The sequence below is a fragment of the Paenibacillus sp. J22R67 genome, from assembly GCF_059692175.1.
This window is the reverse complement of record NZ_JCAUAX010000005.1, coordinates 76,222-100,983: the sequence shown is the minus strand read 5'-3', so window position 1 is coordinate 100,983 and position 24,762 is coordinate 76,222. Positions and strand designations below refer to the sequence as shown.

Genomic DNA, 24,762 nt, shown 5'->3' with positions numbered 1-24,762 from the left:
TTTAGCACGCAAAAAAACCTCCCAGAAGGGAGGTTTACATACAATTTAATAGGATTCAAAACTTATTTAGCATTTTCGCTATATTTTTTGAAATTATCTAGAAACGCCTGCCAGCCTGCTTTTTGCATCTCAACAGGATTAGCAGTTTCAGCATCAAAAGATTCAATTACCTTCGTATCATTATCTTGACGAATGAATGAAATCTCAACTTTTCTTCCATCTCCCATGGTATAAGAAATGAATTCATGCGTTCTCACTTCATCGTAAACGCCACCAAGATCAAATCCAAAACTTCCATCCTTGGCTTCCAATCTTGTAACGAATGTTCCGCCAACCTTTAAATCATTTTCGGCTCTTGGCGCATGCCAGTCATCAGAAGCAAAAGACCATTGCGTAATATGTTCTGGTTGTGTCCAAAATTCCCACACTTGTTCAACTGGTGCATGTACCGTGGTTTCTACCGTTACTGTTTGTTTAGCTGTTTCCATGACTATTACCGCCTCACTCTATGTAATTTGATGAACTATGGTAATTATACCATTAAATAACGGTGAACCAAAGTTGTGTTAGTTGAACCGCGGCATGTTGCTGAGGGTTCAATCCAGATGTTTTATTTAACCTCTACAACGATAGGATCTAATAGGATTCCGCGGACATAAGGGAGCAATCGCCAGCGCCCTGGCTCAGGCAGCATCATCGATGTCGGAAGACTTCTATCGGCGCCATTCAATGCGCCTCCCAAAGCATTTGCTGAGCTCAGAGGATTCGAAGCGAACACGGTTATCAGTGTATCCGAGCCTTCTTTTACTGCTCTCACCTCAAAAGGCCCATTGAGTTGTTCTTCCGTTCCCCAGAAGTGCCACATATACTTCTGCGCTTTCCCGGCCGCAAATCCTGCATCGATGAATCCGACACGATTCTCAATACCGCGCAGCCAATAATTACTTATCTGGAATTGTGGCGTAACATCCCAGGATGGACTTTGCATAGCTAATTTAACACTACCGTAACGGTTGCCGTCTAAGCTCACATTCAGTTCCCACATGCCATCGATAGGCAAAGCAAAACGGATCCCATATCGTTCAAGCGCTGGATATCCACTGCTTGGCTCTTGAATATGATCAATAGAGAGCATTTGTTTAATACCTGTTTTTATATGTACAGCATCAATCTCCATCGTTTTACCGTAGAAAGTTTGAAAAGGCGCTTCGAAATGAAAGATATATCCATTCATCTCACCGGCTTTTGCGCCAGGCTCGGGAGCAACAGAGAAGAGCAAGCTTCCATCTTTCATGTAAGCGGCTGTATGTTCTTTCATAGAGGAGCTTGAAGAACTGTATAGTGATGTAAGGAATGAAGGTTCGATTTCTTTTTTTTCAATAAGTAAAAAGATAAGCAAGCAGACGGCTGGAATTAACGATGCCGCGAGGATCCTTTTGAAACGGCGATGGCGCACTACTCGAGTTCGAGTTAGAACCTTATTTTTCAATATACGTGTAAAATGCTTCTCTCTAAAAGGGGATTCCGCTAGTTGTTTTGCCCAATCCGGCTTTTTTTCACCCATGTGCCTCACACCTCCTTATTTCCTTGCAGCCACTCGTTTAATGTCTTTTTTGCACGATGAGATCTGGATTTAACGGTACCTTCCGAAACATGCAGCAGCTTAGCAATATCTTTCTGTTTCAGCCCATAGTGATAATCCAAGATTAGTACTTCCCTATACTTTCTAGGAAGCCGCAATACCGTGTCCCATAATGTCCGATTTTCCATACGTTCAAACAAAACCTGCTCAGCAGGAGGGGAATAGCCTCTTGTGAATAATCGATCAGTCAAGGTTACTTTGCGGATGAAAGCACTTTGTAAATAATGCAGCGCTTTATTTCTGGTTATTGTAAGGAGCCAGCTCTTGACTGAACAGTCGCCACGAAAGGAGTAGATTCCGCGATAGGCTGCTAAAAAAACTTCTTGAGACAAATCATCTGCAGCTTCTTGTCGTCGTGTCAAAAAGAAGGAGAAATTCCAAACATCTTCCCCGAATCTTTCCATTAATTCACTCAGTACAAGATCGCGATCATATCCATGATCCAAATATTTTAAGTAATCCATTTCATCCGACACCTATGTCACCTCACTAGATAAGACCGTTCAAATGATAAAAGGTTCCATAAAATTCTAGATTTCTATGCTATACTTTTCATATTACACACAGTTGTTGATGGAGGGATAGTCATGCAAACGACCCTGCTGTACGGAAAAGGAACTTTAAAGGTAGAAGTGCCAGATCATTCTATGATCATCGAACCTTATCATTTGGAAGGATTACAAGAAGAGAAACAAGCTGTTATAGAGGCTCTTAGACATCCGATAGGTTTACCGCCTATGGCGGACATGGTCAAAGCTACAGACAAAGTAGCTATTGTCATTAGTGACATAACACGTCCAACCCCTAATGAGAAGTTGGTGCCCTGGATCATTGAGGAACTATCTCACGTGCCTAAAGAAAATTTCGTCATCATTAACGGCACGGGAACACATCGCGATCAAACAGAGGAAGAATTTGTTCAAATGTTGGGCAAGTCGGTCGTCGACCGTATCCGGGTGATCAATCATCACTGCCACAACAAAGATGAGCTGGTGAAAGTTGGCCATAGCCAGTTTGGATGTGATGTCTATTTGAATAAAGAGTATGTAGAGGCTGATTTCAGAATTGTTACTGGTTTTATAGAGCCTCACTTTTTTGCAGGTTTTTCGGGAGGACCAAAAGGGATCATGCCTGGCATCGCAGGAATTGATACAATCTTGACCTTTCATAACGCCCGAATGATTGGAGACCCCTTGGCTACGTGGGGAAATATGGTGAATAATCCTCTACAGGATATGACCCGGGAAGTGAATCGCATGTGCAAGCCCCATTTTATGCTCAATGTGACACTAAATAAATCGAAGGAAATCTCGCAAGTATTTGCTGGTGAGTTGTTTGAAGCCCATGACCAAGGATGTGCTTTCACTAAGCAGCATGCCATGATCCCAGTTGAAGGACGGTTTGATGTCGTGATTACTTCCAATTCGGGGTATCCGTTAGACCAGAATCTCTATCAGGCAGTCAAAGGGATGAGTGCGGCCCATAAGATTGTGAAAGAGGGCGGTACCATTATCTGTGCCTCCGAATGCTCAGATGGTATTCCGAATCACGGGAATTATGCGGAAATTCTGCAGTTGAGAAAAACACCACATGAGATTCTTGATATGATCAACGATGGAAGTTTTCAAAAGTTCGATCAATGGCAAGTACAAAAACAGGCCGTCATTCAGGTCTGGGCCGATGTTTATTTGTATTCCTCTTTGGCGGACGAAGATGTAGAAAAAGCGATGCTAAAAATCTCTCATGATATCGAAGCTACATTGGAGCAATTGAAAGAGAAGTATGGCAGCAATATGACAGTAGCCGTTTTGCCATTAGGGCCTTTAACAATTCCATATGTTAGTGGCGAATGAGTTTCTTTGAGGCTTGATGTTCCTTGTGTGTTAACCTGAAAAATGGTTCATCTACAGAGGCTTCAAGCCTTTATGTTTAAAATTAGTTGCAATAGCATCCTGTATCGCATATGATGATATTAGTTGCAATAGCATCCTATTTAAGGAGGTGTAAATTGAGCGATCATTGGAGCCCAGCTAACAAGGACACAACGGAATCACACGGTCAATACATCTCTGCTATATATCGACATATGCAGATATTGATTTCATCTGAGTTACAGCCTTATCGAATCGGAAGTGGACAGTATATTTTCCTTATGTCAATTGCTTTTCATCAGCCCATTACGCAGAAAGCACTTAGTGAGAGGCTTCTCATTGACAAGACAACTACTACCAAAGCGATCGCCAAACTGGAGGCAGAAGGATATGTTCGGCGGGAAGCAGATCCCGTAGACAACCGGTATCAACTGCTCTTTTTGACAGAGTCAGGACGTGAAGTAGTGCCTAAGGTACAAGAAGCATTGAGCCGCGTCAAGCAGAAAACTCGGAAGGGCATTACGGATGATCAGTATGACTTGTTAAATGACCTTCTTAAGACTGTCCTCAGCAATCTGAGCGAGCAAGAGGAGATGTAGAAGTAAGTGTTTCTAAATATGAACATAATGAAGGAGGTTTTAGGAAATGATAGCGAACCCTTTTATTGTTGTCGAGAACTGCAAAGACGAAATCAAGTACTATCAAAGCATATTTGGCGGTGAGATTGCTATTCTGCGCAAGCAAGGTGACGAGGTGCTTAATGCGGATCTTCATGTTGGGACAGCAACGCTAAAGTTTGCCGATACTGGGGCAGCGAAACCAGCGATGAAAGGTGATTACGTGAGAGTATTCCTGAGAATCGAATCTGAGGAATCGTTCCGTTCCATTTATGGAGCATTCGCCTCTGGTGGGACTATCAAAACGGAAGTTTATGAGGCTCCATTTAACGGCTTGCTAGCTACTGTTACTGACCGGAATGGCGTGTGCTGGGTGTTGTCCTTTTATCGCGTATAAAGCAAATATAAGTATAAGGCAGTTGGCCAAAGGGCTGCTGCCTTTTCTCATTCAACGAGCAGGATATTGGCAATGGCTGGAGAAGAGTTTAGAGGTGTGGAAAAGTAAAAAATAACCAAATTTTAATGAGATAAAGTCTAATATCACAATTTCATAAACAGAAAGGTGATAATCATGGATCCAATCATTTTTAATCAAAGAAAAAAGGTTACCTTGTTTGGGGTTTCTAAAATTCATGATCAGAACAAAGCATACGGTGATACGATTTTTGAATTGTTGGATAAAGTATGGAAGGAAGTACGTGCGAATGGACTCTCTCATAAAGGAACTAACCACGTAGTTTATGAAGATGGTTACAACATATTTGCTGGTATAGAATTACTCGATACCCCTAATGAAGATTCATTATTGAAAAAGAAGGATGTTATTTTAGAAAAATACGCCTACTGTAAGCATATCGGCCCTTATAGCGAGCTAGAGAGAACTTACGAAAGCATTCGTTCAATCGTAAAATCTTCAGGTGAACAACATGAGCTTCCGTTATTGGAGGTATATGGACATTGGAGTGAGGATGAATCCAAACTAGAAACGGAGATTTTCTATAATCTGAAACCATAGCAAGGGAGGAAGGACGCTAACGTGACTGAAACGAAAAAAAATTCTCATTCAATAGATGATCAGCAAACCAGGGTTATTCAACAATTCAAACAAGCGGTTGATAATAACGACCCAGAATCAGTAGGGCACTTGCTGCAAAGTTATCCATTGCTTGTTGCACGGATCGACGAACCATGTTTTGCTTTTGATACTCCAGCAATTGTCATTGCTGCATATAGAGGTAAGCGCGAGATGGTTGATGTGCTGCTGCAGTATGGGGCGGACATCAATGCCAAGAGTAAATGGTGGGCAGGCGGGTTTGGTGTGCTGCATCATGATCATCATCATTTATCCCATTACCTGATTGAACGAGGAGCTCATGTTGATCCGCACGCTGCTGCTGCACTCGGAATGATAGATGTTCTGCAAAAGATGCTGGAGGAGAATCCTGCTGTTGTGAATCAGCGTGGTCCTGATGGACAGGTTCCTCTGCATTACGCCGTTTCATCTGATGTCATCGATTTCCTGCTGAATCACGGGGCTAATATTGATATGCAGGATCTTGATCATAACAGCACACCTGCTCAGTATGCTATTAATAACCCGGACAAATGTAGACATCTGATTCATCGAGGTGCCCAGACGGATATCTTTATGGCCGTCAAACTAGGGGACATTGAACTTGTTCGCAACATTCTTAATGAGGATCCAATAGCCCTGCAAGTTCAGGTGGGAAAAGGGGACTTTACCTCTGGTGAATCGAGCGGCGGACACATTTATGAGTACAGTATCGGCATTGCGGCAAGGCCACTTTTTCTTGCGGCACACTTGGGACATGAAGCCATTATAGAGTTGATGTTGCCTTATAGTTCAGTTGAACAGAAATTCCTGCTTGCGTGCATGCGTGCGGATACCAAAACAGTCCATAACCTATTAAGTGAGTACCGGGATATAATCCACTCCCTTGATTCAGAAGATCAGAGTATCATCACAGATGCTGCATGGGATCATCGTGCTGAGGCCGTGCGGCTCATGTTAGAGGTTGGTTTTCAACCAGATGCGCGCCGTAATGACCATTCGATGACAGCTCTTCATCGCGCTGCGATACGAGGGGACCGTGAAATTGTTCAATTACTGGTCGAACGCGGAGCATCCATCGATATTCTTAATGAGTTTGGGGGTACCTCACTCAATAGCTGTATCTGGGGCTCGACTAATTACATGGATCCTCAAGGAGACTACGCCGCGGTAGCTGAGTGTCTCATTGCTGCTGGAGTCAGACTGCCTGAGCAAGCTTTGGGCAGCGAGGTTGTGAAGTCTGTTCTCATCCGGCACGGAGTACCGGAATGAGAATTCGAAGCATGATGATAAAAAAGGGTTATTCCAAATTAATGGAATAACCCTTTTGATTTATGAGTAGAGATCATGCTAATTTTTAGCCCATTGTAAGGCCGATTGCAGCATTATCGATCGGTGTACCTAACCAGTAGCCGTAAGCTAGGGCTACTTCAACAAAATGTTGTAACGCCGCTGGTTCCGGAGGACCCGGTGGCACGGAATCGACGGGACGCCCGATTTCATTGAAGAATTTCCCCATTTTAACCGTCGATGTGATCAGCAGTGTAGTTGGTTCATTCGTGGCGTTCCTCCAAGCATGCTTCTGGTTTCCCGGAATATCTAGCATTTCACCGACCCGGAATATAGTCCATGTATCTCCTGTCCAGGCTTCAATTTCCCCAGATAGAACAAAGAAGGTTTCGCGATCCTCATGACTATGAAGGGGGACGAAAACTCCTGGTCCAACCACACCTTTCATCAGGCAATAGGTCTCATCGTTCGATAACTCCGTTAAGTGCTGGATGCGTGGTCCAAGTACGTCTAAAATTTCTGACATGTATATATTCTCCTTTTTATATGAAATTATAATGTGTTACTAAGCTGCCAATCCTTCCAACTTCTCTATCCGCTGCAGCTATGTTAGGATTGTTAAAATTGATGATAACGCGAGAAGGATGGTCGCGGAACTTCCTCTTTGTTTTACAGATATAACACTTCGTTATGGGAGGACTATGTATGCAAGTAGAATGGTACCGAAGTTTTACAGAGGCGGCCAAATCGAAGAGCTTGTCCAAAGCCGCCGAAAAACTTAATTTGACTCAACCGGCAATCAGCAAACATATTCGTCAACTGGAAATGACCTATGATGTCGAACTTTTCCGCCGCTCGCACTCCGGTGTCGAATTGACTGAGGCTGGCAAATACTTTTTGGATAGAATTATACCCGTCGTACAAAAGCTTGAGGTAATTGAAGCGGAAATGCGCCGATTCTCAAACGAAACAAGCTACATACTCGGCAGTCTTCCAAGTGTAGCGATGCAGATCCTTCCCGAACGATTACGCGATTATCACGCCTCTGGCAAAACGATTACGGTAAAAATCCGGGAAACATCAACTGTGTTGCGAGAAGAACTTCATGAATGGGTTTTAGATGCCGCTTTGATGGATGCAACCCTAGTGGGAGGGCGTCTGTGGAGCCGTGAGCTATTCAGTGAAAACTATGTAGCTGTACTGCCAGAAGGGCATACGTTTCTAGGGCGAAACGAGCTCAGCCCGATAGAGTTGAAAGACGAGCCTTTTGTATTTACGTCAAATTGTGATTCTCTATCATCGTTCAAACGGATTGCGGGGAAATACGGATTCAGCCCCGACATTAAGATGGAAACAGATAACAATGACTTCTTACTGAACGTCGTAGCTGTTGGCACCGGTGTAACGGTGCTTCCCGAATTGTTTCGGGCAAAGGCAGAACAGTTAGGTTTGCACACAGTACCCATAGTGGAACCCGAATTGCAACGTACGATTGTGCTAGCTGCCCGAACTATGGAAATAGGTTCGAAGCTCTATAAGCTGCTGGATGCTGAGAATATTCCTTCCGCGTGATCGGAGTGGTAGCAAGAGTCTCATTGTAATATGAGAACGTTCGGTAAAAATAATTCTTTACCGAACGTTCCCAATGTGTTATAACTATATGCAAGGGAAGGAGGGGATGTGAAATGCCACGAGTCAAGGAATTTGATGTAGATGTGGTGTTGTTGAAAGCTGTGAGGTTGTTCTGGGAACAAGGTTATGAGAAAACCTCTATAAACGATCTAGTCGAGCATTTGAGTATTCATCGCAGAAGCTTGTACGATACTTTCGGTGACAAGCATCAATTATTTCTGCAGGCCATTGAACGTTACAACGAGTACTTGAGCGGGCAATTTCACTCAGGCATCACCCGCGCCGACAGTTCTAAGCAAGCCGTGCGATTTCTGTTTGACTTCATGATCGAAGGATATGACGACAAGCCTCCAGGCTGCCTGCTTGTCAATATGGCTGTAGAAGTTGCTCCATGGGATCACGAAGTGGATGCTAAGACCTTAGAAAGCTTCGATAAAGTAGAGAAGCTTCTCGCCGAACTGATCCAGCGGGGACAGGAAAGAGGAGAGTTCGCTACATCCCGAGAGGCAAGTGAGCTCGCGGAAAACATGCATAACACAATGCTGGGCTTGCGTGTACTCGCTCGAACTTCGGCCAACAAAGAAAAGCTTCACCGCATAGCTGATTCCGCTATATCGATGCTTGATATCTAAAAGGAGCAGCGCTTTTTTACACATATTAGAATGATCATTCTCAATAATCTTATAATAAAAAGGAGAAATTAAACATGAGTAAAGTATGGTTTATTACAGGAACTTCGACAGGATTTGGCCGTCATTTTGTGGAGCAACTTCTTCAAGCTGGAGATAGAGTAGTCGCTACAGCGCGCAGACTTGAAGCTATCCAGGACTTTAAAGCATTGGCTCCGGATCGTGTCCATCTTGTAGCTTTAGACGTTACCAAAGCAGATCAGATTCAATCCGCCGTTCAAGAAGCCGTTGATGTATTCGGTGGAATCGATATCGTCGTGAATAATGCGGGATACGGTCTGTTCGGCATGCTTGAGGAATATACGGATGAACAAATTCGGAAACAATTCGATGTCAATGTATTTGGCGTATTGGATGTCATTCGTGCGACACTTCCTGTTTTCAAGCGTCAAGGATCAGGTCATTATATTAATTTCTCATCATTCTTTGGTGTTGTGTCTTTCCCTCCGTTCAGTCTATATGCGGCTTCCAAGTTTGCGCTTGAAGGCTTCTCGGAAGCATTCGCGCAGGAATTCGCAAGCTTTGGGATCAAGACGACAATCGTGGAACCGGCTGTTTTTGCAACCGAGTTTCTGGGACATTCCTTGGAGCAGACGGAGAAAAAACCGGAATACATCCCATATTACGAGGCTTATGAAAAAGGATTATCAAACATCAAGATTGGCGAACCGGCCAAAGCCGTACAATATATTATCTCAGTAATCAAAAGCGATAATGCGCCGCTGCGTCTTCCTGTTGGATCCCAATCTGCCTATTCGATTCGCGATGCGTATACCAAAAGGATGGAAGAACTGAGCGCATGGTACGATCGTTCAGCTGAAGCTGACTCGAAATAAGTATAGATCCTTTGAAGAAGGCAGTACGCTGGTTATAGCGTGCTGTCTTTTTTGGCGTTCATGGAGTAGTTAGTTTTCAACTCTTGCTGACATTGTAAATATAGAAGAGAGCCGAAGAGATGACGTCCAGGGAGCACTGGAAAAATACATCGGGCCGCTTTGGGAAGATTATCATGATGGTAAGAATTCATAAGCAAATTTAGGTATCTTCAACAAGTAGGAGGAACTACAAGCCGCTATATCGCAGAAAAACTAGATTTTACGCCTGCAGGGGAACTACAGGCCGCTACTTTCACAATTTTACTGTAAAAACTTAATATGGATGCAAAATAAGTCCCTGTAGTTCCGATCAGAGTGGAAACAGCTTGTTTTTTCATGGAATAAGGGACTCCAGTTCCTCTAGACCGTCAGGTGAATTCAATCCCTGACGGTTTTTCTTATTTCCTCTTGAACCAATTGGATTATTATGGTGTAATAGATACAAACGTACGTTCGATTTTATGCAATAGTGGGTGATTAAATGAAACTAGAACGATTAATATCGATTACTTATGCGCTTTTAAATAATGAAGTGATTTCGGCTTCTGAGCTTGCGAACAAATATCAGGTCTCTCAACGAACCATTTATCGTGATATGGAGGCTATTTGTGCGGCAGGAATCCCTGTTGTATCCCATCAAGGCGTCAATGGCGGATATGGAATTATTAAAGAGTATAAAATGGAGAAAAGTTTATTGCACGCCAACGATATTGAGTCTTTAATTACGCTTCTTCACAGCACAGCGACAGTGTTCAATGATGAACGAGCAACGGAGACTATGCATAGGCTTCAAACCATTCAAAGAGATAAAATGCCAAGTCTAACCATAGATTTAGGCAGCTGGCGAGCCAACAATGCCATTCTGCATAACCTTCGAGCTGCCATAACGGCCAGACAGGTCATTCGTTTTGAATATTTGAACGCTAAGAATGAGAGGGCTAATCGGGTAGTTGAGCCTGTCAGCCTACTGTTTAAATATTATACTTGGTATTTACATGGGTATTGCAGAGCTCGTAAGGATTATCGTGTATTTAAGCTTACAAGAATGATTGATTTGGTTACCCTGCCTGAAATATATCAGTGTATTCACTCAACGCTTCTACAAGATTTTTCTTTGGACTATCAGAAACAAGAAATCGTGGGAGCTGTTCTTCATATCTCAGGCAAATCATTAGCGCATGCTTTGGATTGTTTTTATGCGGAGGATAAATATTTCAATGAAGATGGTACGCTTACGGTTACTATTATTAATCCTATAGAAGCTGAATGGTTAGTTGAAAAGATATTAAGTTTTGGTGAAGATGTAGAGGTGTTTGAACCACTCGCGTTAAGGCAATTAGTCCAAGTTAAAATTGAAAAAATGTTAAATCGATATCTATAACTATGACAGACAGTTGTCATACTTGTTTTATTATAATGAGCTTAAAGCGAAGGGAAATGATCTTAACTTGGAATTGGAGGGGCAAATCGTGCATCATTATCCGCATTTTTTTGAAGAGAAGATGAAAGAACATAATCTGGAACTCAAAGAGATTGAAAGTAATGCCTGGAAGTCGACGCGATCTATCGCGAAACCATTAAAATTCACCATGCTATCAGGCCTTTTAGCATTTATTGGACTGAAATGAGGAACGGCACCTCCCTGAATCATTTGGAGGTGTTTTCTTTTTTGGCAAGGGCGAAATATATTTTATTTGTTTTTGGTCTTGTATAATTCCACAGTCTGTTGTATTTTAAAGCGGACTATAAAGAAAGAGAACTACTAAAGTAGTTTTCAGGAGAGGGAAGTGAAAAATCATTATGAAGCAATACAATACTAAGGCTATTATGGCGTCACTGCTTATCTGCGGGTTCGTAGGTATGTTCAGCGAGACGGCACTCAACATAGCAATTAGTAATTTAATGGATGTGTTCCAGATATCAGCCGCAACTGCACAGTGGTTAACGACAGGGTTCTTGCTGACACTCGGTATTCTGATGCCGATGACAGGTTTACTGCTGCAGTGGTTGACAACAAGGCAAATGTTCGTATTATCACTTGCAAGCTCAATCGTTGGAACATTGATTGCTGCGTTAGCTGTCAATTTTGAGATGCTGATGGTCGCTCGCGTTCTTCAGGCAGCCGGTATGGGTTTATTGATTCCGCTCATGTTTAATACAATTCTTGTCGTATATCCTCCGGAGAAGCGCGGTGCAGCGATGGGCTTCGTTGGTCTAGTCATTATGTTCGCACCAGCAACCGGCCCTACTGTGGCGGGTCTTCTAATTGAATATTTAACTTGGCACTATATTTTCTGGTTATCTCTTCCGTTTTTGATCATTGGTCTATTCATTGGTTTGAAAAACTTAGATAACGTCACCGAGGTCACAAGACCGCGCATTGATCTAATTTCAATTATTTTATCAACCATAGGCTTCGGCGGTGTCGTATTTGGCTTCAGTAAAGCGGGCGAAGGAGATGGTGGCTGGACGAGTACAATCGTTCTCTCATCGATCATAATCGGCCTGATCGCTCTTGTTTTGTTCGCACTTCGCCAGATCTCAATGCGTGCGCCGATGATGAACTTGCGTGTCTTCAAGTACCCGATGTTTATTGTTGGATTGCTTCTAGTGCTATCATGTATGATGATTATCTTATCAACCATGATTATTTTACCGATGTATCTCCAGAACGGGATGAAGCTATCCGCGTTTACGACAGGACTCATGCTTCTGCCAGGTAGTGCGTTGAACGGTATCTTGTCTCCACGTATGGGACGCTTATTCGATAAGTATGGGCCTAAATGGCTTGTAGTCCCAGGTCTCGCCATTGTGGCTGTAATGTTATGGTTCTTCTCCAGTATTACAGTTGCCTCTTCTGTGGCGTTTATTGTGGTTCTGCATATTGGACTCATGGTGGGTATCTCCATGGTATGGATGCCGTCGCAGACGAACGGACTTAACCAACTTCCACCAGAACTTTATCCGCATGGTACGGCAGTCATGAATACGTTGCAACAGGTCGCAGGTGCTATCGGTACAGCCATCGCAATCAGTATTCTAACAAGTGGCATAGAGAAGTATCTCGTCAGCTCTTCAAAGCCGAGTGAACCAGTCGAGGCAGCAAAAGCCATGATGCTCGGTTCCCAGAACGTATTTTTGTTCGCTATGATTGTGACACTCATCGGGTTAGCCGTGGCATTCTTCATCCGCCGTGTCATCGTTAAGCATTCGACGATGAGTGCTATGCATTAAGTTTAGTAAGGAGCTCGCTTAGGCGGGCTTCTTTTTTTTGGATGGTATAAAAAAATCCGCCGCGCCGATTGGGGAACGGCGCGGCGGCAAGGGGAAGAGTCTACGTTTAACAATATATTCTAACCTTGTATTTATGTCGTAAGTCTTCTGCCTAATTTGGATCCACCAAATAAAGTAAAGTTCAATTAAGGGAGAAAAGACCGTTAACATGAAAACTGCCCTCCAGTAAACGGGGTATTTGTACGTTATAAGGCGTTATCGTACCTTATGGCGAAATCATTTTTCCCCTAAAATCAGTCATGAAAGCGCTACAAAAATCTAGATTTTATTACTGGGGGTATTCAAAGTGAGGGACTGGATGAAAGTGAGCAGTATCGCACTCGCATCAATCATGGCAGTTTCGCTTACAGCTTGTGGAACGGAAACGAAGAATGACACAGGCTCCAAAGCAACGCCAACCACATCAGCAGTACCAGCTGCGGCATCTCCTTCTGCACCGGCAGCGACTGCTGTTTCAACACCAGCAGATGCCGTTGTTAAGCTTAGCATCTATACCAATCATTTCGATGATGACACATCGAAGCCTTACGATTACGCGGTCGCGGAGCTTAAGAAAGAAATGCCAAACATTGAAGTTACTCTGGTACCTGGGCTGCAAGATAATGGACAGAAAATCAAAACGCAAATGGCAACAGGAGACTTGCCTGACATTATCGATACGAATTGGGATATCATGCAGATCGGCAGTAAGTCGAACAATATTTTGACATTAGATACTGCCCCAGAAACGGCACAATTCAAGAAAGATTTGAACAAAGGCAACGAAGCGAAATTGATTGCACCAGACGGCCACGTGTACGGCTATCCGTATGCCGGTACTGAATTTATCATTTTGTATTATAATAAGAAACTTTTTGCTGAAGCAGGTGTGCAAGCGCCGATCAAAACGATCGATCAATTAAAGGATGCAGCTAAAAAATTCAATGCAAAGGGAATCACTCCGCTCGCGATCTTCTCGAAAGAAAAATGGATTGGCAACGCATTATTACAAGGCTTCATGACGCGTGAGGAATCGAAAGGCTATGGTGCTCTCAATGGCGCGGCAGAGACACCTGAAGCTCTGAAGTTGGCTGCTAAGCAAGTAGAGGAGCTGCAAAAGGCAGGTTTATTCGCTAAAAACGCAACACAGACGAACTACGATCAAGCTTCCTCGCTATTTTACCAAGGCAAGGCTGCCATGTTCGTGAATGGCCAATGGGAAATTCCGAGTTCGCAAAAAAATCTGGGCGACAATGTTGAGTTCATGAACTTCCCTGCGAAAGATGAAGCTACTTATGAAAAAACAAAGTTCGCCATGAACGGAGCAGGTGGCCCAGGCGGTTTCGCCGTTTCTGCAAAAACGAAAAACAAAGAAGCTGCAATTAAAGTAGCGGCGTTCATGGCACGTAAATATGCGGAGTACAAGTACACGCAAGTGGGTACGCCGATTGTTTCAGTCAAGGTCGATAAGCCAATCACAGCGCAAGTGCCGGCGATGCTGTCTCGTCTTGGAAAAGAAGTGATCCCTAATATTACGAGCTTCGCCACCGTGCAGAATGATACGAATGTGAATCTGAGTATTGATGACAACTCGCAGAACTTGATAGTCGCAGGTTTTACCGCAGATCAATTCGTAACGAATCTCAATAAGTCCCTGAAGAAATAGATCCTTTCAGTACCTAATGGCTCACATCGACCTGTAAGTCGGTGTGAGTCTTTTCAAAGAAAGGGAGCATAGAGATGAAACAATACTTAGGAAACAAATGGGCAATTATAATTTTTCTAACTCCGGCAGTTGTTCTATATAGTGTAATTGTGTTTTATCCCATTCTTCAGACATTTTATCGTAGCTTTTTTGAGTGGGATGGACTTAGCGAAGCGACATTTATTGGCGTCAGAAACTATATCGAGCTTAGTCAAGATTATTTATTGACCACTTCACTCCGGAATGGCTTCTTATTCGCCCTAGTTCTGGTCATTTTCCAAATCGGTCTAGGCACTTTGTTAGCGCTTATTTGTTCGGATCCAACGGTGAAAGGAAGGAAAGTACTGAAAACAGCTTATTTCATTCCCGTTGTGCTGTCAGTCACTGTTGTGTGTCAGCTTTGGCTCTCGATGTATGACCCGGTTAACGGAATCATCAATAAATTGTTTCAAGCACTTGGGATGGACTATCGTCAAGACTGGCTGAACTCACCGAGCGTCTCGATTATTGCCATTGCTTTCGTCAATGCCTGGCAGTATATGGGGTTTCAGTTTGCCTTGCTTTATGCCGGCGCGAAGTCCGTACCAGAACATTACACAGAAGCAGCTCGAATCGATGGTGCGGGTAAATGGAGGGCACATTGGCACATCACGCTCCCATTGATGAAGGAGACGTTCAAGTTTTGTTTTATTATTGCCATTACAGCTGGAATAGGTGCTTATGTTCAAATGGCAATTATGACGAATGGCGGACCAGGCACGACAAACTATACGATCACGTTCATGATCATTCGGAACGCATTTTCCGGTAATCAATACGGGTATGCTTGTGCCATTTCGGTCTTGTTGATTGTGATTAGCCTAATCGCCACCATTATCATCAACAAAGTGTTTGATAGCAGAGAAACTGGTTTGGAACAGGGGTAAAGGAGAGTCATCGTATGAACAAAATCGTCAGTGTCGTCCTACAGTCCTTTTTATGGATATATTTCGTTATTTCTGTATATCCGTTAATATGGATGGTTTTCTATTCGTTGAAAAATAATGATGAAATCTTCGTTACCAATCCTTTCGGAATACCGTCACACTTCAGATACGAGAATTATGTGAATGCCTGGAATAAATTCAGTGTCCCTACTTATATCACTAATAGTATGGTTGTTTCTACGATTACGACGATCGGTGTTGTCCTCTTCGCCGTCATGTTTGCCTATGCAATTGCCAGGCTTCGTTGGAAATTCCGTGAAACGGTACGGATTTACATGATTATCGGGATGTTTATTCCGATGCAAGTCATTATCATTCCCTTGGCGATTATCGTGAAAGATTTTCACTTGACGAATACGTACGGCGCTTTATTGATCCCCTATGTGGCGTTCGGGCTGCCCTTTGCGTCGATGGTATTTTACGGCTTTCTGCGAGGAATCCCGCAAGAGCTGGAGGAGTCGGCATGTATGGATGGAGCCTCGATCTATCTCACATTCTTTCGCATCATGCTGCCAATCCTCACTCCAGCAGTCGCCACCATTGTTATTCTGCAGTTTATGGGAACGTGGAATGAGTTCTTCTTGGCATCGATATTGATTACCAAAGAGGAATTAATGACGTTGCCAATTGGGCTCATTTATTTTCAAGGTCTTCACGCGACCGACTGGGGTGGAATGGGCGCTGTCATGACGATCGCGAGCTTGCCAATGGTCGTGTTATATCTCATCTTCACCGAACAAGTGGAGAGCGCATTGACGGTCAGTTCCGCTGTGAAGGGATGAACGATCGAATTATTTAGGCTGCCGAGCTATTGCTCGGTAGCTTTTTCGTTAATTGGTAGAAACTAGGCGGAAATATGAAACTTTATATGAATTAATGTGTCTATACAGAGAGACTTCTGGAGGAAGGGTGCAAAGAAAGCATTGGAAACATATTGGAATCACAACACGGCATTTCACGAAGAATTGGATTTCTACTTCTCCCAATCCGCATCATGGACCGATTTCATGGCGGGATGCAAGATCCAAGTGTGCGAATTGCAGAACCTAAAGAATCCATTACGGAGTTTCGGCGAGTGGTAAATGAGATACTTCCAGGAGCAATTGTCCGGCGCCGTTTTTATTATCGCTATCTAATTTCTTGGGACAAACCGAAGGACAGTTAGTAATTGGGTATTATTCAGGTAAAAACCATTTTTAAGGAGGGTTTGATTTTATGACTACAAACATCTATTTTGTTCGTCATGGTATTGCACCATTTTCGCTTGAACTCGAACGAGCAGGAGGGGCAAGTCTCTCTGAACAAGGAAAAGCAGATGCTAAAAGAGTGGCAGAGTTATTAGGCAACGAAAATATTGATGTAATAGTTTCTAGTTCCTATTATCGAGCAAAAGAAACGGTTACTCCATTGGCTGAGCTGCTACAGAAGAGATCATTCAATATGATGAACTTATCGAAAGGCCTATTGCGAGCTTAACTTATCCAACTTCTGAAGAACAACTACTACTTGGGATTGAGAAATCATTCACAGACATTGATTATTGTATGCCTGAAGGCGAGACAACAAGACAAGCACAAGAACGAGCGATACCCATCATATTGAAATTACTGTCTGACTATGAGGGCAAGAAAATCGTTATAGGGACTCATGGAAATATTATGACGATCATATTAAAATATTTTGATACGAATTACGGTTTCGAATTTTGGAAGCAAACAAGCAAACCAGATATATATAAACTTGAAATTAAAGAAAAGGAATTAATAAGTGTTGCGAGGTTATGGAGATAGAGGTGGAGAGATGCAAAATTCAATCAAGCTGGTAAAACCGTCTTGTCTATATAAGGATGAATATATCTCGTTTTATGAGGACTGGAAAGCCAGTGGTGAAGATATTGTTCCATGGGTGGTTGAGAAGGAACCTTATGATTTCAATGTCATGGTGAACTTTTTATACGCGCAAGATTCAGAAGATAAGATAATTGACGAAAGTTTCGTGCCTCACTCTACCTATTGGTTGCTAAATGAGATTTCAGGAAAGATTGTTGGAGCTGCAAATGTCAGACATCGACTCAACGAAAAACTGCTCAATTCTGGTGGGCATATCGGATATGGCATACGTCCGTCAGAAAGGCGAAAAGGGTATGCCTCTCAATTATTAGCCTTAACCTTAGAACGGACGAAAGAAATGGGCCTGAACAAGGTACTTCTTGTTTGTGATAAGGGGAATGAGGCATCAGAGAGAACCATTCTAAAAAACGGTGGCCGATTTGAGTCGGAATACGTGGAGGATCCTGGAAATGTGGTTAGACGTTTTTGGATCCAGCTATGAAATTGGATGACTTGTACGTAACGCCGATTACTCCTGCTATTTCCAGCAATTGATCCACTTTTTCCTAAATAACTGGAATTTCCACTGTTAATGTCACCAGATCTAGCAGATTTCGTGCAGCTACCGATGATTAGCTGGAGTTTCTACCGCTATTTCATTCCCTGCCACAAAACAGTGAAGAATAGCGGTAGTTTTTCCATCTAACAGGAATTACCCAGACAGCCGGAGTATTTAGAAATTACGGATTAAGAAGTGACGAGATTACATGAGCGACTTCGGCTCTAGTTGCTGCTTCCTTAGGGGCAAATAGATTTCCAGGCCTGCCGCTTAATAGACCCGCTTTAGCCAAACTAGATACAGCCGATTTTGAACCCGTACTAATCTGGGCATCATCTGAAAAAGGCGATACTTCCGTTGATGTCAGTTGATTTCCAGTTTTGGTTTCATAGATCCACTTCATCGCAAGGGCCATTTCTTCCCGAGTAAAAGGGCTTTTCGGTTCCGAACCAACCAAACCGATAGCTTTTTCAACAGTTACTTCATCAACGCTAAGGGCTTTTGCTAGGATATCGATAACTTCACCTTGTGTGACCAATTGATTTGGGGCATAGCGTGCATTGTCCACACCGCCGATGATACCTTTGTTGCTGAGTTGATAAATTTCCTTTGCTGCCCAATAATCCGGCGCGATGTCCACGAATCCCTTCACATTGATGCGACCTTCCGCTTTCGCTCGAATCGTTTCGCTCTTTTTGGCGTATGCCACAAGTAGTTCAACGTCAGTAAGGGCTTCATTTGCTCCCACCAAGGTTTTCGCATCGCCGAACATGGTATATTTATCCCCGCCTGTGTACATGTAGTTGGAGAGTGCCAATTTGTAAACCTGCTGCTTATTCAGAGGCTGACCGTTTATCGTGACATTTTCGACTCGTTGACCTACGGGTTTGGTAGTGTCGTATGAATAGCTGGTACCGGAAGATACCTGTAGAAAACCACCTGCAAGCTTATCGACCGCGGAAACGCTCGTTTCGAGGGCTGCAGCTACCATTTCTCCGGTTACTTCTGCTACAACAATTTTGTTGCCGAATGGCAGAATCGATTTCGCGTCCTTGAGTGTAAAATTCCCTTTAGTGGAGCTTGCACGGATACCGCCGCCGTTCGCAACTGCGATGTCGGTCTTGTAGTAATCCTTATAAGCATCAGCAATCAAGTCGCCAATTGCCGTTTCTTGGTAGCGAGACTCATGGTTGTCCCCATAAATCAAATCACTCTCGGATATTGCGATCGTCTTACTTAATTCTTGATCAAGTTTGGACTGGTAATCCTTAGCCAGCTCGGCAAGTTGATCGTCATCTTTTACAGTTTCATCTACCTTCAGAATCTCATTCGCGAGAATCAGTTGTCCATCAGCTGCTTTACTTATATTTAGACGGATGATAGACCCCATATTACCTTGAGGTGAGAAAATATATCTTTTTCCGGAACCATCGAAGTCGTATACGAACGATTTTTCTTCTGCTTCTTCTTCTGTGAAAATAACACGAATGTCCGGTACCGCTTGCAAAAGTAACTTATCTTCTTGAACAGATTCTTGGGTTAGAGCGACGATTAAATCTGGTTGCTGTTCTTGCTTCAGCTTCTCGACAGTGGCTTTGGCGGACTCGATGACATCAGATTGCTGTACATTATCGTCCTGAGTTGTAGTATCCATCGCCGTAGTAAGACTGATGACACCAATGCGGATACCTTGTTTCTCATAAACTTTATATTGCGGCACATTACCGAACGAGTTACCGTCTTTTCCCGTCAGATTGGATGAGACCCATGTGAACTTCGAGGCTTTGACCAACTCAAGTGTATTCGCTGTGCCAGCATCAAAATCATGCTGTCCGAAGTTTGCAAGGTCAATCGGGATTTGATTGAAAGCTTCCACCATCGGAAACCCTTTGAATACACCTCCAAACAGTGTCCCGCCGCCGAGATCGCCGCCGAATGCTATGATTTTGTCTCCTTGTATACTGTCGATCAATGTTTTAACCCGCGCGACTCCACCACGTGTGCCGAGTTTATCGACAACGGGATTGATTTCATGACCGTCGTTGAAGTACAGAAACGAAACATTTCCTGCAGGTAATGTTTCTGCATGGACGGTTTCAGTGCTTCCATGCGGCAGTGCGATGAGGATAGAGGAAAGTAGGATGACAGGAATGATTTTTTTCTTCATGGAGTACCTCTTTCTTTTCTAGTTTTATGGGTGTTTACTTTTTCCGCATGGTTAACTTTAACGCTTCTATGTTTGGGAGATGTATGGCTACTATGAAGAATTGGTAAATGCAAAAAGCACAAAAGAGGCCCCGTACAAACGGCAGCCTCTTTCGTTAACTAGTAGATTTATTAAGATTTTTTTATCGTGTAAAAACCATACTGTTCGATTTCATCTATTGCCTTACGTCCAAAAGACTCAATGAGTTCATCGGCTCGGATTTTCGTGCCTCCAAGTGTAAGCCCGTCCCAGCGAACAATTCTTCCGTCCTTAACCAAATAATAATCATCCATATTATAGCCTCCCAAATTAACATTTTGGAAATCTGTTTGTTAGTATACGCAGAGTCAATCTGCCTATATGTATTTTAACATTATTTAGCTTTCCACGCATCCTGGAAAGCTAGGCCTGCGGGCCTTGTAGAGAAGTTAATGCGCCACGGTTTACAAAATAGGAGATATAGCCACAATCAAATAAGGTCAACCAGTAATCTGGCTGACCTTATACAGCACCGCGGCTTCCTTATTGCCCAGAATAGACAATTTGGAGCAAGTCCTGAATCATATGCCGAAGTTCAACAGAGCTCTTGGCAACCGTTTTATATCCTCGCAAAGCGCCTGTAATCAGTTGAGCCAGCCTTGCTGAAGATATACCATTCGCGGAGTTTGGGTGTACTTCGAGTAAAGTGGACAGCAAAGATTCCAGTTTTCCGTAGCTCGTGTCGAGCGCCTCACGAGCAAATTGATAGGAACTGTCTGTTATTTCTTTAAACTCCGGTGAAAGTAATGAATTATCGAAATCACGAACCGACCATACTTCGAAGGCATACATCATTTTCTCTACCGTCGTTTGTTGGGACAACAGACCCTTATTGATCTCCTCTAGGAGAATATCGCCGTGGTGAACAATCGCGGCGTTAAAAATTTCCTCCTTACTTTTAAAATACAGGTAAAGACCTGCGCGCGAAATACCCGCGGTTTCCGCAATTTCATTCATCGATACTCGCTTGTAACCGAACTTGAAGAACACATGTAATGCCACTGCAACAATATCCAGTCTCTTATTATTATCCATATCTCCATTTTATACATTTTACAAACTTTGTCCACTTGCATAAAATATTGGGCTGGAAAGAGGAGTCCGTTCTTGAGCGATCGACCCGGCAAAAAAAATAAAACCATTTGTTACTTAGTAAAGCACTTAGATTTTTTGTTAAAATTAATAAATAGAAGATAAAGGTGGAAAAAGATATGGTGACAGCTAATCAAAAGAATGAAATAAATGTACAAATAATTCGAAGTACGATCAGTGATAAGACCATATTCCGAAACTTAATGCAGCTTTATCTATATGATGAAAGTGAACATACGGGGGATTGTCCTGATTCACACGGCGTATTTGATTATCCGTATTTGGACCACTATTGGACGGAACAAGGAAGAAAGGAAGAGGGCAGGATCGCATTTTTAATAAAAGTTAATGATGAATTAGCTGGATTTGTGCTAAAAAATAATGTCTCATCCTTCCGAGAACGTGGGAAAGATACGCATACAATGGCAGAATTCTTCATCATGCGCAAATGGAGAAGATTAGGAATTGGTAAAATTGCTGCGCATGAAGTGTTCCGCAACTTCCCTGGGCATTGGGAGGTTAAGCAACTGAGAACAAACACAGCAGCGCAACAATTTTGGCAAGCCGTTATTCATGACTATACGCATGGTCATTTTGAGAATATTGATTCATTTCCTCCGAAATGGGACGGGTATATTCAGGTCTTTAACGTTAATTCCTAAGAAACCAGACCTTAATAATGATATCATCCTTTATTTCGTACATAGCAACAGCTTCCAAAATAGCGCCTTCTTCTAATCTACCCGTTATTTTCTCATGGTCGATGACATATTTGCCATGAATAATCCTTTTATCAACCGTTGCATACATATTAGGATAAGTTTCAAATAATCTTTGATAACGAGATCTCATGGCCTCTTGGCCTTCCATGGTAAGCGTGTCAGGAAAATCATAGATTTTCACATCCTCACTATAACACCCCATAAACAAGTCGATATTTTTATTGTTATAAGCCTGTAATTGTCTTTCTACTACTGAGTTTTCCATGTTCTTTCCTCCAAAATGAATGTCATTGTCAGTAGCTAGTATAAACGAAATAGACACTTTGTAGAAGAGTGACAAACTATATATAAATGGATGTCTACGCGGCTATTTGCTATGATTGAATTACTAATTCATATTGGAGGAATGGACATGAACCCAAACAACGAAACAAATACAGTCGCGACACAAGTAGGGGAATGCGAGATTGTGATCACCCGTATATTTGATGTTCCACGCGATGTTGTGTTTGATGCTTGGACGAATGAGGAGCAGCTGTCGAAATGGTGGGGGCCTCAAGGCTTTTCAACGACTTTTCAGAAGTTTGAAATGGAACCAGGGGGTACATGGGAGTTTATCATGCATAGTCCTGATGGCGTTGATTTTCCTAACACGAACGAGATTCTCGTGGTTGATAAACCAGAGCGAATCGTCCTCCAACACGCCGTGTTTCCTCATTTTATCGCGACAGCAACTTTTGAGGACTTAGAAGGGAAAACCAAACTCACGTATAGCTCGGTTTTTGAAGAAACAACTGCTGTATTTGAGAAAGTGAAAGTTTATGCCGTTCCAGGAGCTGAACAGACGATGGATCGCCTTGGAGAGCATCTGGCAAGTTTATCTTAATGTGCGGACAAGCCTTAAAACCAGCGGCAGTAGGAAATAGCCCAGTAATGCCGCTGGTTTTATCGTCCATTTGACAAACAAACGTATTTAAGATATTTTATATGCTATAGCATATATTATTTGAATAGAGAAAGGAGCGTACAGCATGGAGATTAATAACCTCACTGGTTTTCTTGTGCACCGAACAGATGTAAAAATGACTAATTTTTTCACAAAAAAGCTAAAGCAATATGAAGTGACTCCTGAGCAATGGGGGATCATCCTTGTACTTGACACAGAAAGAGCAACGAGCCAGAAAGAGCTTGCTGAAGCCATTGATAGAGATCAAACCACGGTTGTGAGAATGATTTATTCACTTGAAAAGAAAGAAATCGTAAGAAGAATACAAAATGATTCCGATAAACGTTCCCACAACCTGTTCCTTAGCGATAAAGGAATGAGTCTCAAAACAAAGCTTTTGCCAATTGTAACGGCAGCTCACGATCACGTTACCCAATATTTGAGTAGCGACGAGATTGAGCAGCTACATGAGCTGCTTAGCAAACTGTATGAAAGCGTGAAAGATGAATAAGTGCTTAGGCACTCTAAATATATGCTATAGCATATAAATTTAGTGGGTATATAACCAGAAAGAGAGTGAATCCGTTATGTTAATTATTATTTTACAAGTTATTTTGGGCATTTTCTTCCTAATAACAGGAACGAGAATAATTTCAGGCAAAATGGCAAAGGAATTTAGTCGATTTGGGCTTCCGTCTTTCTTTAACTTCTTAACAGGTTTTTTTGAAATCATTGGCTCAATTGGCATGATAGTAGGGATATGGTATCCAATCGTAGCTCTGTTATCCGGATTACTTCTAGGAGCGACAATGCTGGCTGCAGCCTGTACTTTGATTGTGATCGCGCGTGATCCATTTACAAAAGCGATCCCAGCAATCGTGTTATGTCTGCTGTCATTTGCGATTGCTCTTTATCATTTAAACCTCTGGAATTGAAACTAAAAGAACGAGACGAGGCTGCCGGTAACAAGTGGCAGCCTTCATTTTACTCTTGTCTAACTAGATGATACCACCGTTGTAGTTCTTGACCAATGTAATGCGGGTTCTCCTCAACTAAATGATGGTAACCCTTGCCAATATCGAGAGTCGTCAAGTTCTGTAGATTTGCTTGGCACCAGCTTAGTTGCGGTTCGCGCATGGTACATCCAGGCGTAGCGTAAAACAGAATTTTCGGCATGGAGGTCGCTGTGAACCATGTATTGCGTAATAGCACGGCTTGTACGACTTCATTCGGTTCACCCTCAATTGGTATTTGGTTCGGAAACACCCACATCGGTTTTCTTTTGTCCTGGTCTTTGAAGGTTCGCGATAGTGTTCATGCTCTTCTGCAGTTAAAGATCGGTTAATGATGATAGTAGGCATACCTTCAACGAACACGCTCTTATCCCGCATCAATGGCCATCCCAGCTCGGGATCGCGCAGCGTTTGAAAAAGCTTTTTCGCTTCAGCAGGCGTAAACTCTGCCCAAGACGGGCATGGATACAAGGCTTGCGGTTCAATCATCGCAACGGCCTTCACCTGATCTGGGTGATTCATAGCATAATGTAATCCAATCGCCATTCCCCAATCGTGCCCGACGAGAACCAAATTAGTAAGACCTAGTTTTTCGATAAACTGGCTAATATAGTCCACATGTATGACCATGTCGGGTTGCCGTGAAAGAATAAGATAGGATCTCCTGACCCTGATCGATATAATGCAATTGCTGACCATTTACC

Annotated in this window: 31 protein-coding genes; 22 read left to right on the top strand and 9 right to left on the bottom strand. The window is 42.8% G+C overall.

Annotated elements, in window-relative coordinates; all coding sequences use genetic code 11:
• Positions 1-62 precede the first annotated feature (62 nt).
• The 3 genes from AC58VC_RS20475 to AC58VC_RS20465 form a co-directional block, all read right to left on the bottom strand.
• Positions 63-488, bottom strand: a complete 426-nt coding sequence (locus AC58VC_RS20475; RefSeq protein ID WP_497370734.1) for an SRPBCC family protein — start codon at positions 486-488, stop codon at positions 63-65.
• A 122-nt stretch (positions 489-610) separates the two neighbouring features.
• Positions 611-1,564 carry a DUF4871 domain-containing protein gene (locus AC58VC_RS20470; protein ID WP_497370732.1) on the bottom strand — a complete coding sequence of 318 codons (954 nt, stop codon included), beginning with the start codon at positions 1,562-1,564 and terminating at the stop codon, positions 611-613.
• Positions 1,565-1,569: 5 nt separating this feature from the next.
• On the bottom strand, positions 1,570-2,106 hold the full coding sequence (locus AC58VC_RS20465; RefSeq protein WP_497370730.1) for an RNA polymerase sigma factor: 537 nt from the start codon (positions 2,104-2,106) through the stop codon (positions 1,570-1,572).
• Positions 2,107-2,229: 123 nt separating this feature from the next.
• Here AC58VC_RS20465 and larA point away from each other — a divergent pair, with 123 nt between their 5' ends.
• The 5 genes from larA (at position 2,230) to AC58VC_RS20440 (ending at position 6,474) form a co-directional block, all read left to right on the top strand.
• Positions 2,230-3,495 (top strand): nickel-dependent lactate racemase, encoded by a 1,266-nt coding sequence (gene larA / locus AC58VC_RS20460; protein ID WP_497370728.1) that lies wholly within the window; start codon positions 2,230-2,232, stop codon positions 3,493-3,495.
• A gap of 155 nt (positions 3,496-3,650) precedes the next feature.
• Positions 3,651-4,112 carry a MarR family winged helix-turn-helix transcriptional regulator gene (locus AC58VC_RS20455; protein WP_497370726.1) on the top strand — a complete coding sequence of 154 codons (462 nt, stop codon included), beginning with the start codon at positions 3,651-3,653 and terminating at the stop codon, positions 4,110-4,112.
• A 46-nt stretch (positions 4,113-4,158) separates the two neighbouring features.
• Entirely contained in the window at positions 4,159-4,527 is a 369-nt protein-coding gene (locus tag AC58VC_RS20450) for a VOC family protein (RefSeq protein WP_497370724.1), read from the top strand.
• Positions 4,528-4,701: 174 nt separating this feature from the next.
• A complete protein-coding gene (locus tag AC58VC_RS20445) occupies positions 4,702-5,145 on the top strand; it encodes a GyrI-like domain-containing protein (protein WP_497370722.1) in 444 nt (147 codons plus the stop codon).
• Positions 5,146-5,166: 21 nt separating this feature from the next.
• Positions 5,167-6,474 (top strand): ankyrin repeat domain-containing protein, encoded by a 1,308-nt coding sequence (locus AC58VC_RS20440; protein ID WP_497370720.1) that lies wholly within the window; start codon positions 5,167-5,169, stop codon positions 6,472-6,474.
• Between the two features lie 85 nt (positions 6,475-6,559).
• Here AC58VC_RS20440 and AC58VC_RS20435 read toward each other — a convergent pair whose 3' ends face one another.
• Entirely contained in the window at positions 6,560-7,018 is a 459-nt protein-coding gene (locus AC58VC_RS20435) for a cupin domain-containing protein (RefSeq protein WP_497370718.1), read from the bottom strand.
• 179 nt (positions 7,019-7,197) lie between these two features.
• Here AC58VC_RS20435 and AC58VC_RS20430 point away from each other — a divergent pair, with 179 nt between their 5' ends.
• The 13 genes from AC58VC_RS20430 to AC58VC_RS20370 all read left to right on the top strand — a co-directional run bounded on the left by AC58VC_RS20430 (position 7,198) and on the right by AC58VC_RS20370 (position 17,983).
• Positions 7,198-8,064 (top strand): LysR family transcriptional regulator, encoded by an 867-nt coding sequence (locus AC58VC_RS20430; protein WP_497370716.1) that lies wholly within the window; start codon positions 7,198-7,200, stop codon positions 8,062-8,064.
• A 113-nt stretch (positions 8,065-8,177) separates the two neighbouring features.
• A complete protein-coding gene (locus AC58VC_RS20425; RefSeq protein ID WP_497370714.1) occupies positions 8,178-8,756 on the top strand; it encodes a TetR/AcrR family transcriptional regulator in 579 nt (192 codons plus the stop codon).
• Between the two features lie 74 nt (positions 8,757-8,830).
• On the top strand, positions 8,831-9,649 hold the full coding sequence (locus AC58VC_RS20420) for an SDR family NAD(P)-dependent oxidoreductase (RefSeq protein ID WP_497370712.1): 819 nt from the start codon (positions 8,831-8,833) through the stop codon (positions 9,647-9,649).
• Between the two features lie 520 nt (positions 9,650-10,169).
• Entirely contained in the window at positions 10,170-11,069 is a 900-nt protein-coding gene (locus AC58VC_RS20415; RefSeq protein ID WP_497370710.1) for a helix-turn-helix transcriptional regulator, read from the top strand.
• Between the two features lie 88 nt (positions 11,070-11,157).
• Complete coding sequence (locus AC58VC_RS20410) at positions 11,158-11,316, top strand: hypothetical protein (protein ID WP_497370708.1); 159 nt, start codon at positions 11,158-11,160, stop codon at positions 11,314-11,316.
• Between the two features lie 172 nt (positions 11,317-11,488).
• Positions 11,489-12,922 carry a DHA2 family efflux MFS transporter permease subunit gene (locus AC58VC_RS20405; protein WP_497370706.1) on the top strand — a complete coding sequence of 478 codons (1,434 nt, stop codon included), beginning with the start codon at positions 11,489-11,491 and terminating at the stop codon, positions 12,920-12,922.
• Between the two features lie 346 nt (positions 12,923-13,268).
• Positions 13,269-14,627, top strand: coding sequence for an ABC transporter substrate-binding protein (locus tag AC58VC_RS20400; protein ID WP_497370704.1), 1,359 nt, complete (start codon positions 13,269-13,271; stop codon positions 14,625-14,627).
• 74 nt (positions 14,628-14,701) lie between these two features.
• Positions 14,702-15,592: a carbohydrate ABC transporter permease gene (locus tag AC58VC_RS20395; protein ID WP_497370702.1), complete on the top strand. Its 891-nt coding sequence runs from the start codon at positions 14,702-14,704 to the stop codon at positions 15,590-15,592.
• Between the two features lie 14 nt (positions 15,593-15,606).
• Positions 15,607-16,434, top strand: a complete 828-nt coding sequence (locus tag AC58VC_RS20390; RefSeq protein ID WP_497370700.1) for a carbohydrate ABC transporter permease — start codon at positions 15,607-15,609, stop codon at positions 16,432-16,434.
• A 152-nt stretch (positions 16,435-16,586) separates the two neighbouring features.
• Positions 16,587-16,817 carry a hypothetical protein gene (locus AC58VC_RS20385; protein ID WP_497370698.1) on the top strand — a complete coding sequence of 77 codons (231 nt, stop codon included), beginning with the start codon at positions 16,587-16,589 and terminating at the stop codon, positions 16,815-16,817.
• A gap of 50 nt (positions 16,818-16,867) precedes the next feature.
• Positions 16,868-17,128, top strand: a complete 261-nt coding sequence (locus AC58VC_RS20380) for a histidine phosphatase family protein (RefSeq protein ID WP_497370696.1) — start codon at positions 16,868-16,870, stop codon at positions 17,126-17,128.
• 68 nt (positions 17,129-17,196) lie between these two features.
• Complete coding sequence (locus AC58VC_RS20375; protein ID WP_497370694.1) at positions 17,197-17,442, top strand: histidine phosphatase family protein; 246 nt, start codon at positions 17,197-17,199, stop codon at positions 17,440-17,442.
• 10 nt (positions 17,443-17,452) lie between these two features.
• Positions 17,453-17,983 (top strand): GNAT family N-acetyltransferase, encoded by a 531-nt coding sequence (locus AC58VC_RS20370; RefSeq protein WP_497370692.1) that lies wholly within the window; start codon positions 17,453-17,455, stop codon positions 17,981-17,983.
• A gap of 238 nt (positions 17,984-18,221) precedes the next feature.
• Here the strand turns inward: AC58VC_RS20370 and AC58VC_RS20365 are convergent, their stop codons facing one another.
• The 3 genes from AC58VC_RS20365 to AC58VC_RS20355 form a co-directional block, all read right to left on the bottom strand.
• Positions 18,222-20,207, bottom strand: a complete 1,986-nt coding sequence (locus tag AC58VC_RS20365) for a 5'-nucleotidase C-terminal domain-containing protein (protein WP_497370690.1) — start codon at positions 20,205-20,207, stop codon at positions 18,222-18,224.
• Positions 20,208-20,377: 170 nt separating this feature from the next.
• The gene (locus AC58VC_RS20360) at positions 20,378-20,539 is read right to left on the bottom strand and encodes a hypothetical protein (protein ID WP_497370688.1); all 162 of its coding nucleotides are present in this window, start codon (positions 20,537-20,539) and stop codon (positions 20,378-20,380) included.
• 229 nt (positions 20,540-20,768) lie between these two features.
• A complete protein-coding gene (locus tag AC58VC_RS20355; protein WP_497370686.1) occupies positions 20,769-21,320 on the bottom strand; it encodes a TetR/AcrR family transcriptional regulator in 552 nt (183 codons plus the stop codon).
• 164 nt (positions 21,321-21,484) lie between these two features.
• Between AC58VC_RS20355 and AC58VC_RS20350 the strand changes: the two genes are divergently transcribed.
• Entirely contained in the window at positions 21,485-22,039 is a 555-nt protein-coding gene (locus AC58VC_RS20350; RefSeq protein WP_497370684.1) for a GNAT family N-acetyltransferase, read from the top strand.
• Here the strand turns inward: AC58VC_RS20350 and AC58VC_RS20345 are convergent.
• On the bottom strand, positions 22,029-22,364 hold the full coding sequence (locus tag AC58VC_RS20345) for a nuclear transport factor 2 family protein (RefSeq protein ID WP_497370682.1): 336 nt from the start codon (positions 22,362-22,364) through the stop codon (positions 22,029-22,031). The genes AC58VC_RS20350 and AC58VC_RS20345 overlap by 11 nt on opposite strands.
• Positions 22,365-22,511: 147 nt before the next feature.
• On the opposite strand from AC58VC_RS20345, the gene AC58VC_RS20340 reads away from it, so the two are divergent.
• The 3 genes from AC58VC_RS20340 (at position 22,512) to AC58VC_RS20330 (ending at position 23,980) form a co-directional block, all read left to right on the top strand.
• Positions 22,512-22,985: an SRPBCC family protein gene (locus tag AC58VC_RS20340; RefSeq protein WP_497370680.1), complete on the top strand. Its 474-nt coding sequence runs from the start codon at positions 22,512-22,514 to the stop codon at positions 22,983-22,985.
• A 145-nt stretch (positions 22,986-23,130) separates the two neighbouring features.
• The gene (locus AC58VC_RS20335; RefSeq protein WP_497370678.1) at positions 23,131-23,556 is read left to right on the top strand and encodes a MarR family winged helix-turn-helix transcriptional regulator; all 426 of its coding nucleotides are present in this window, start codon (positions 23,131-23,133) and stop codon (positions 23,554-23,556) included.
• Positions 23,557-23,632: 76 nt separating this feature from the next.
• Entirely contained in the window at positions 23,633-23,980 is a 348-nt protein-coding gene (locus AC58VC_RS20330; RefSeq protein WP_497370676.1) for a DoxX family protein, read from the top strand.
• Positions 23,981-24,163: 183 nt separating this feature from the next.
• On the opposite strand, the gene AC58VC_RS20325 is transcribed toward AC58VC_RS20330, so the two are convergent.
• Positions 24,164-24,688, bottom strand: a complete 525-nt coding sequence (locus tag AC58VC_RS20325; protein WP_497370674.1) for an alpha/beta fold hydrolase — start codon at positions 24,686-24,688, stop codon at positions 24,164-24,166.
• Positions 24,689-24,762: the final 74 nt, after the last annotated feature.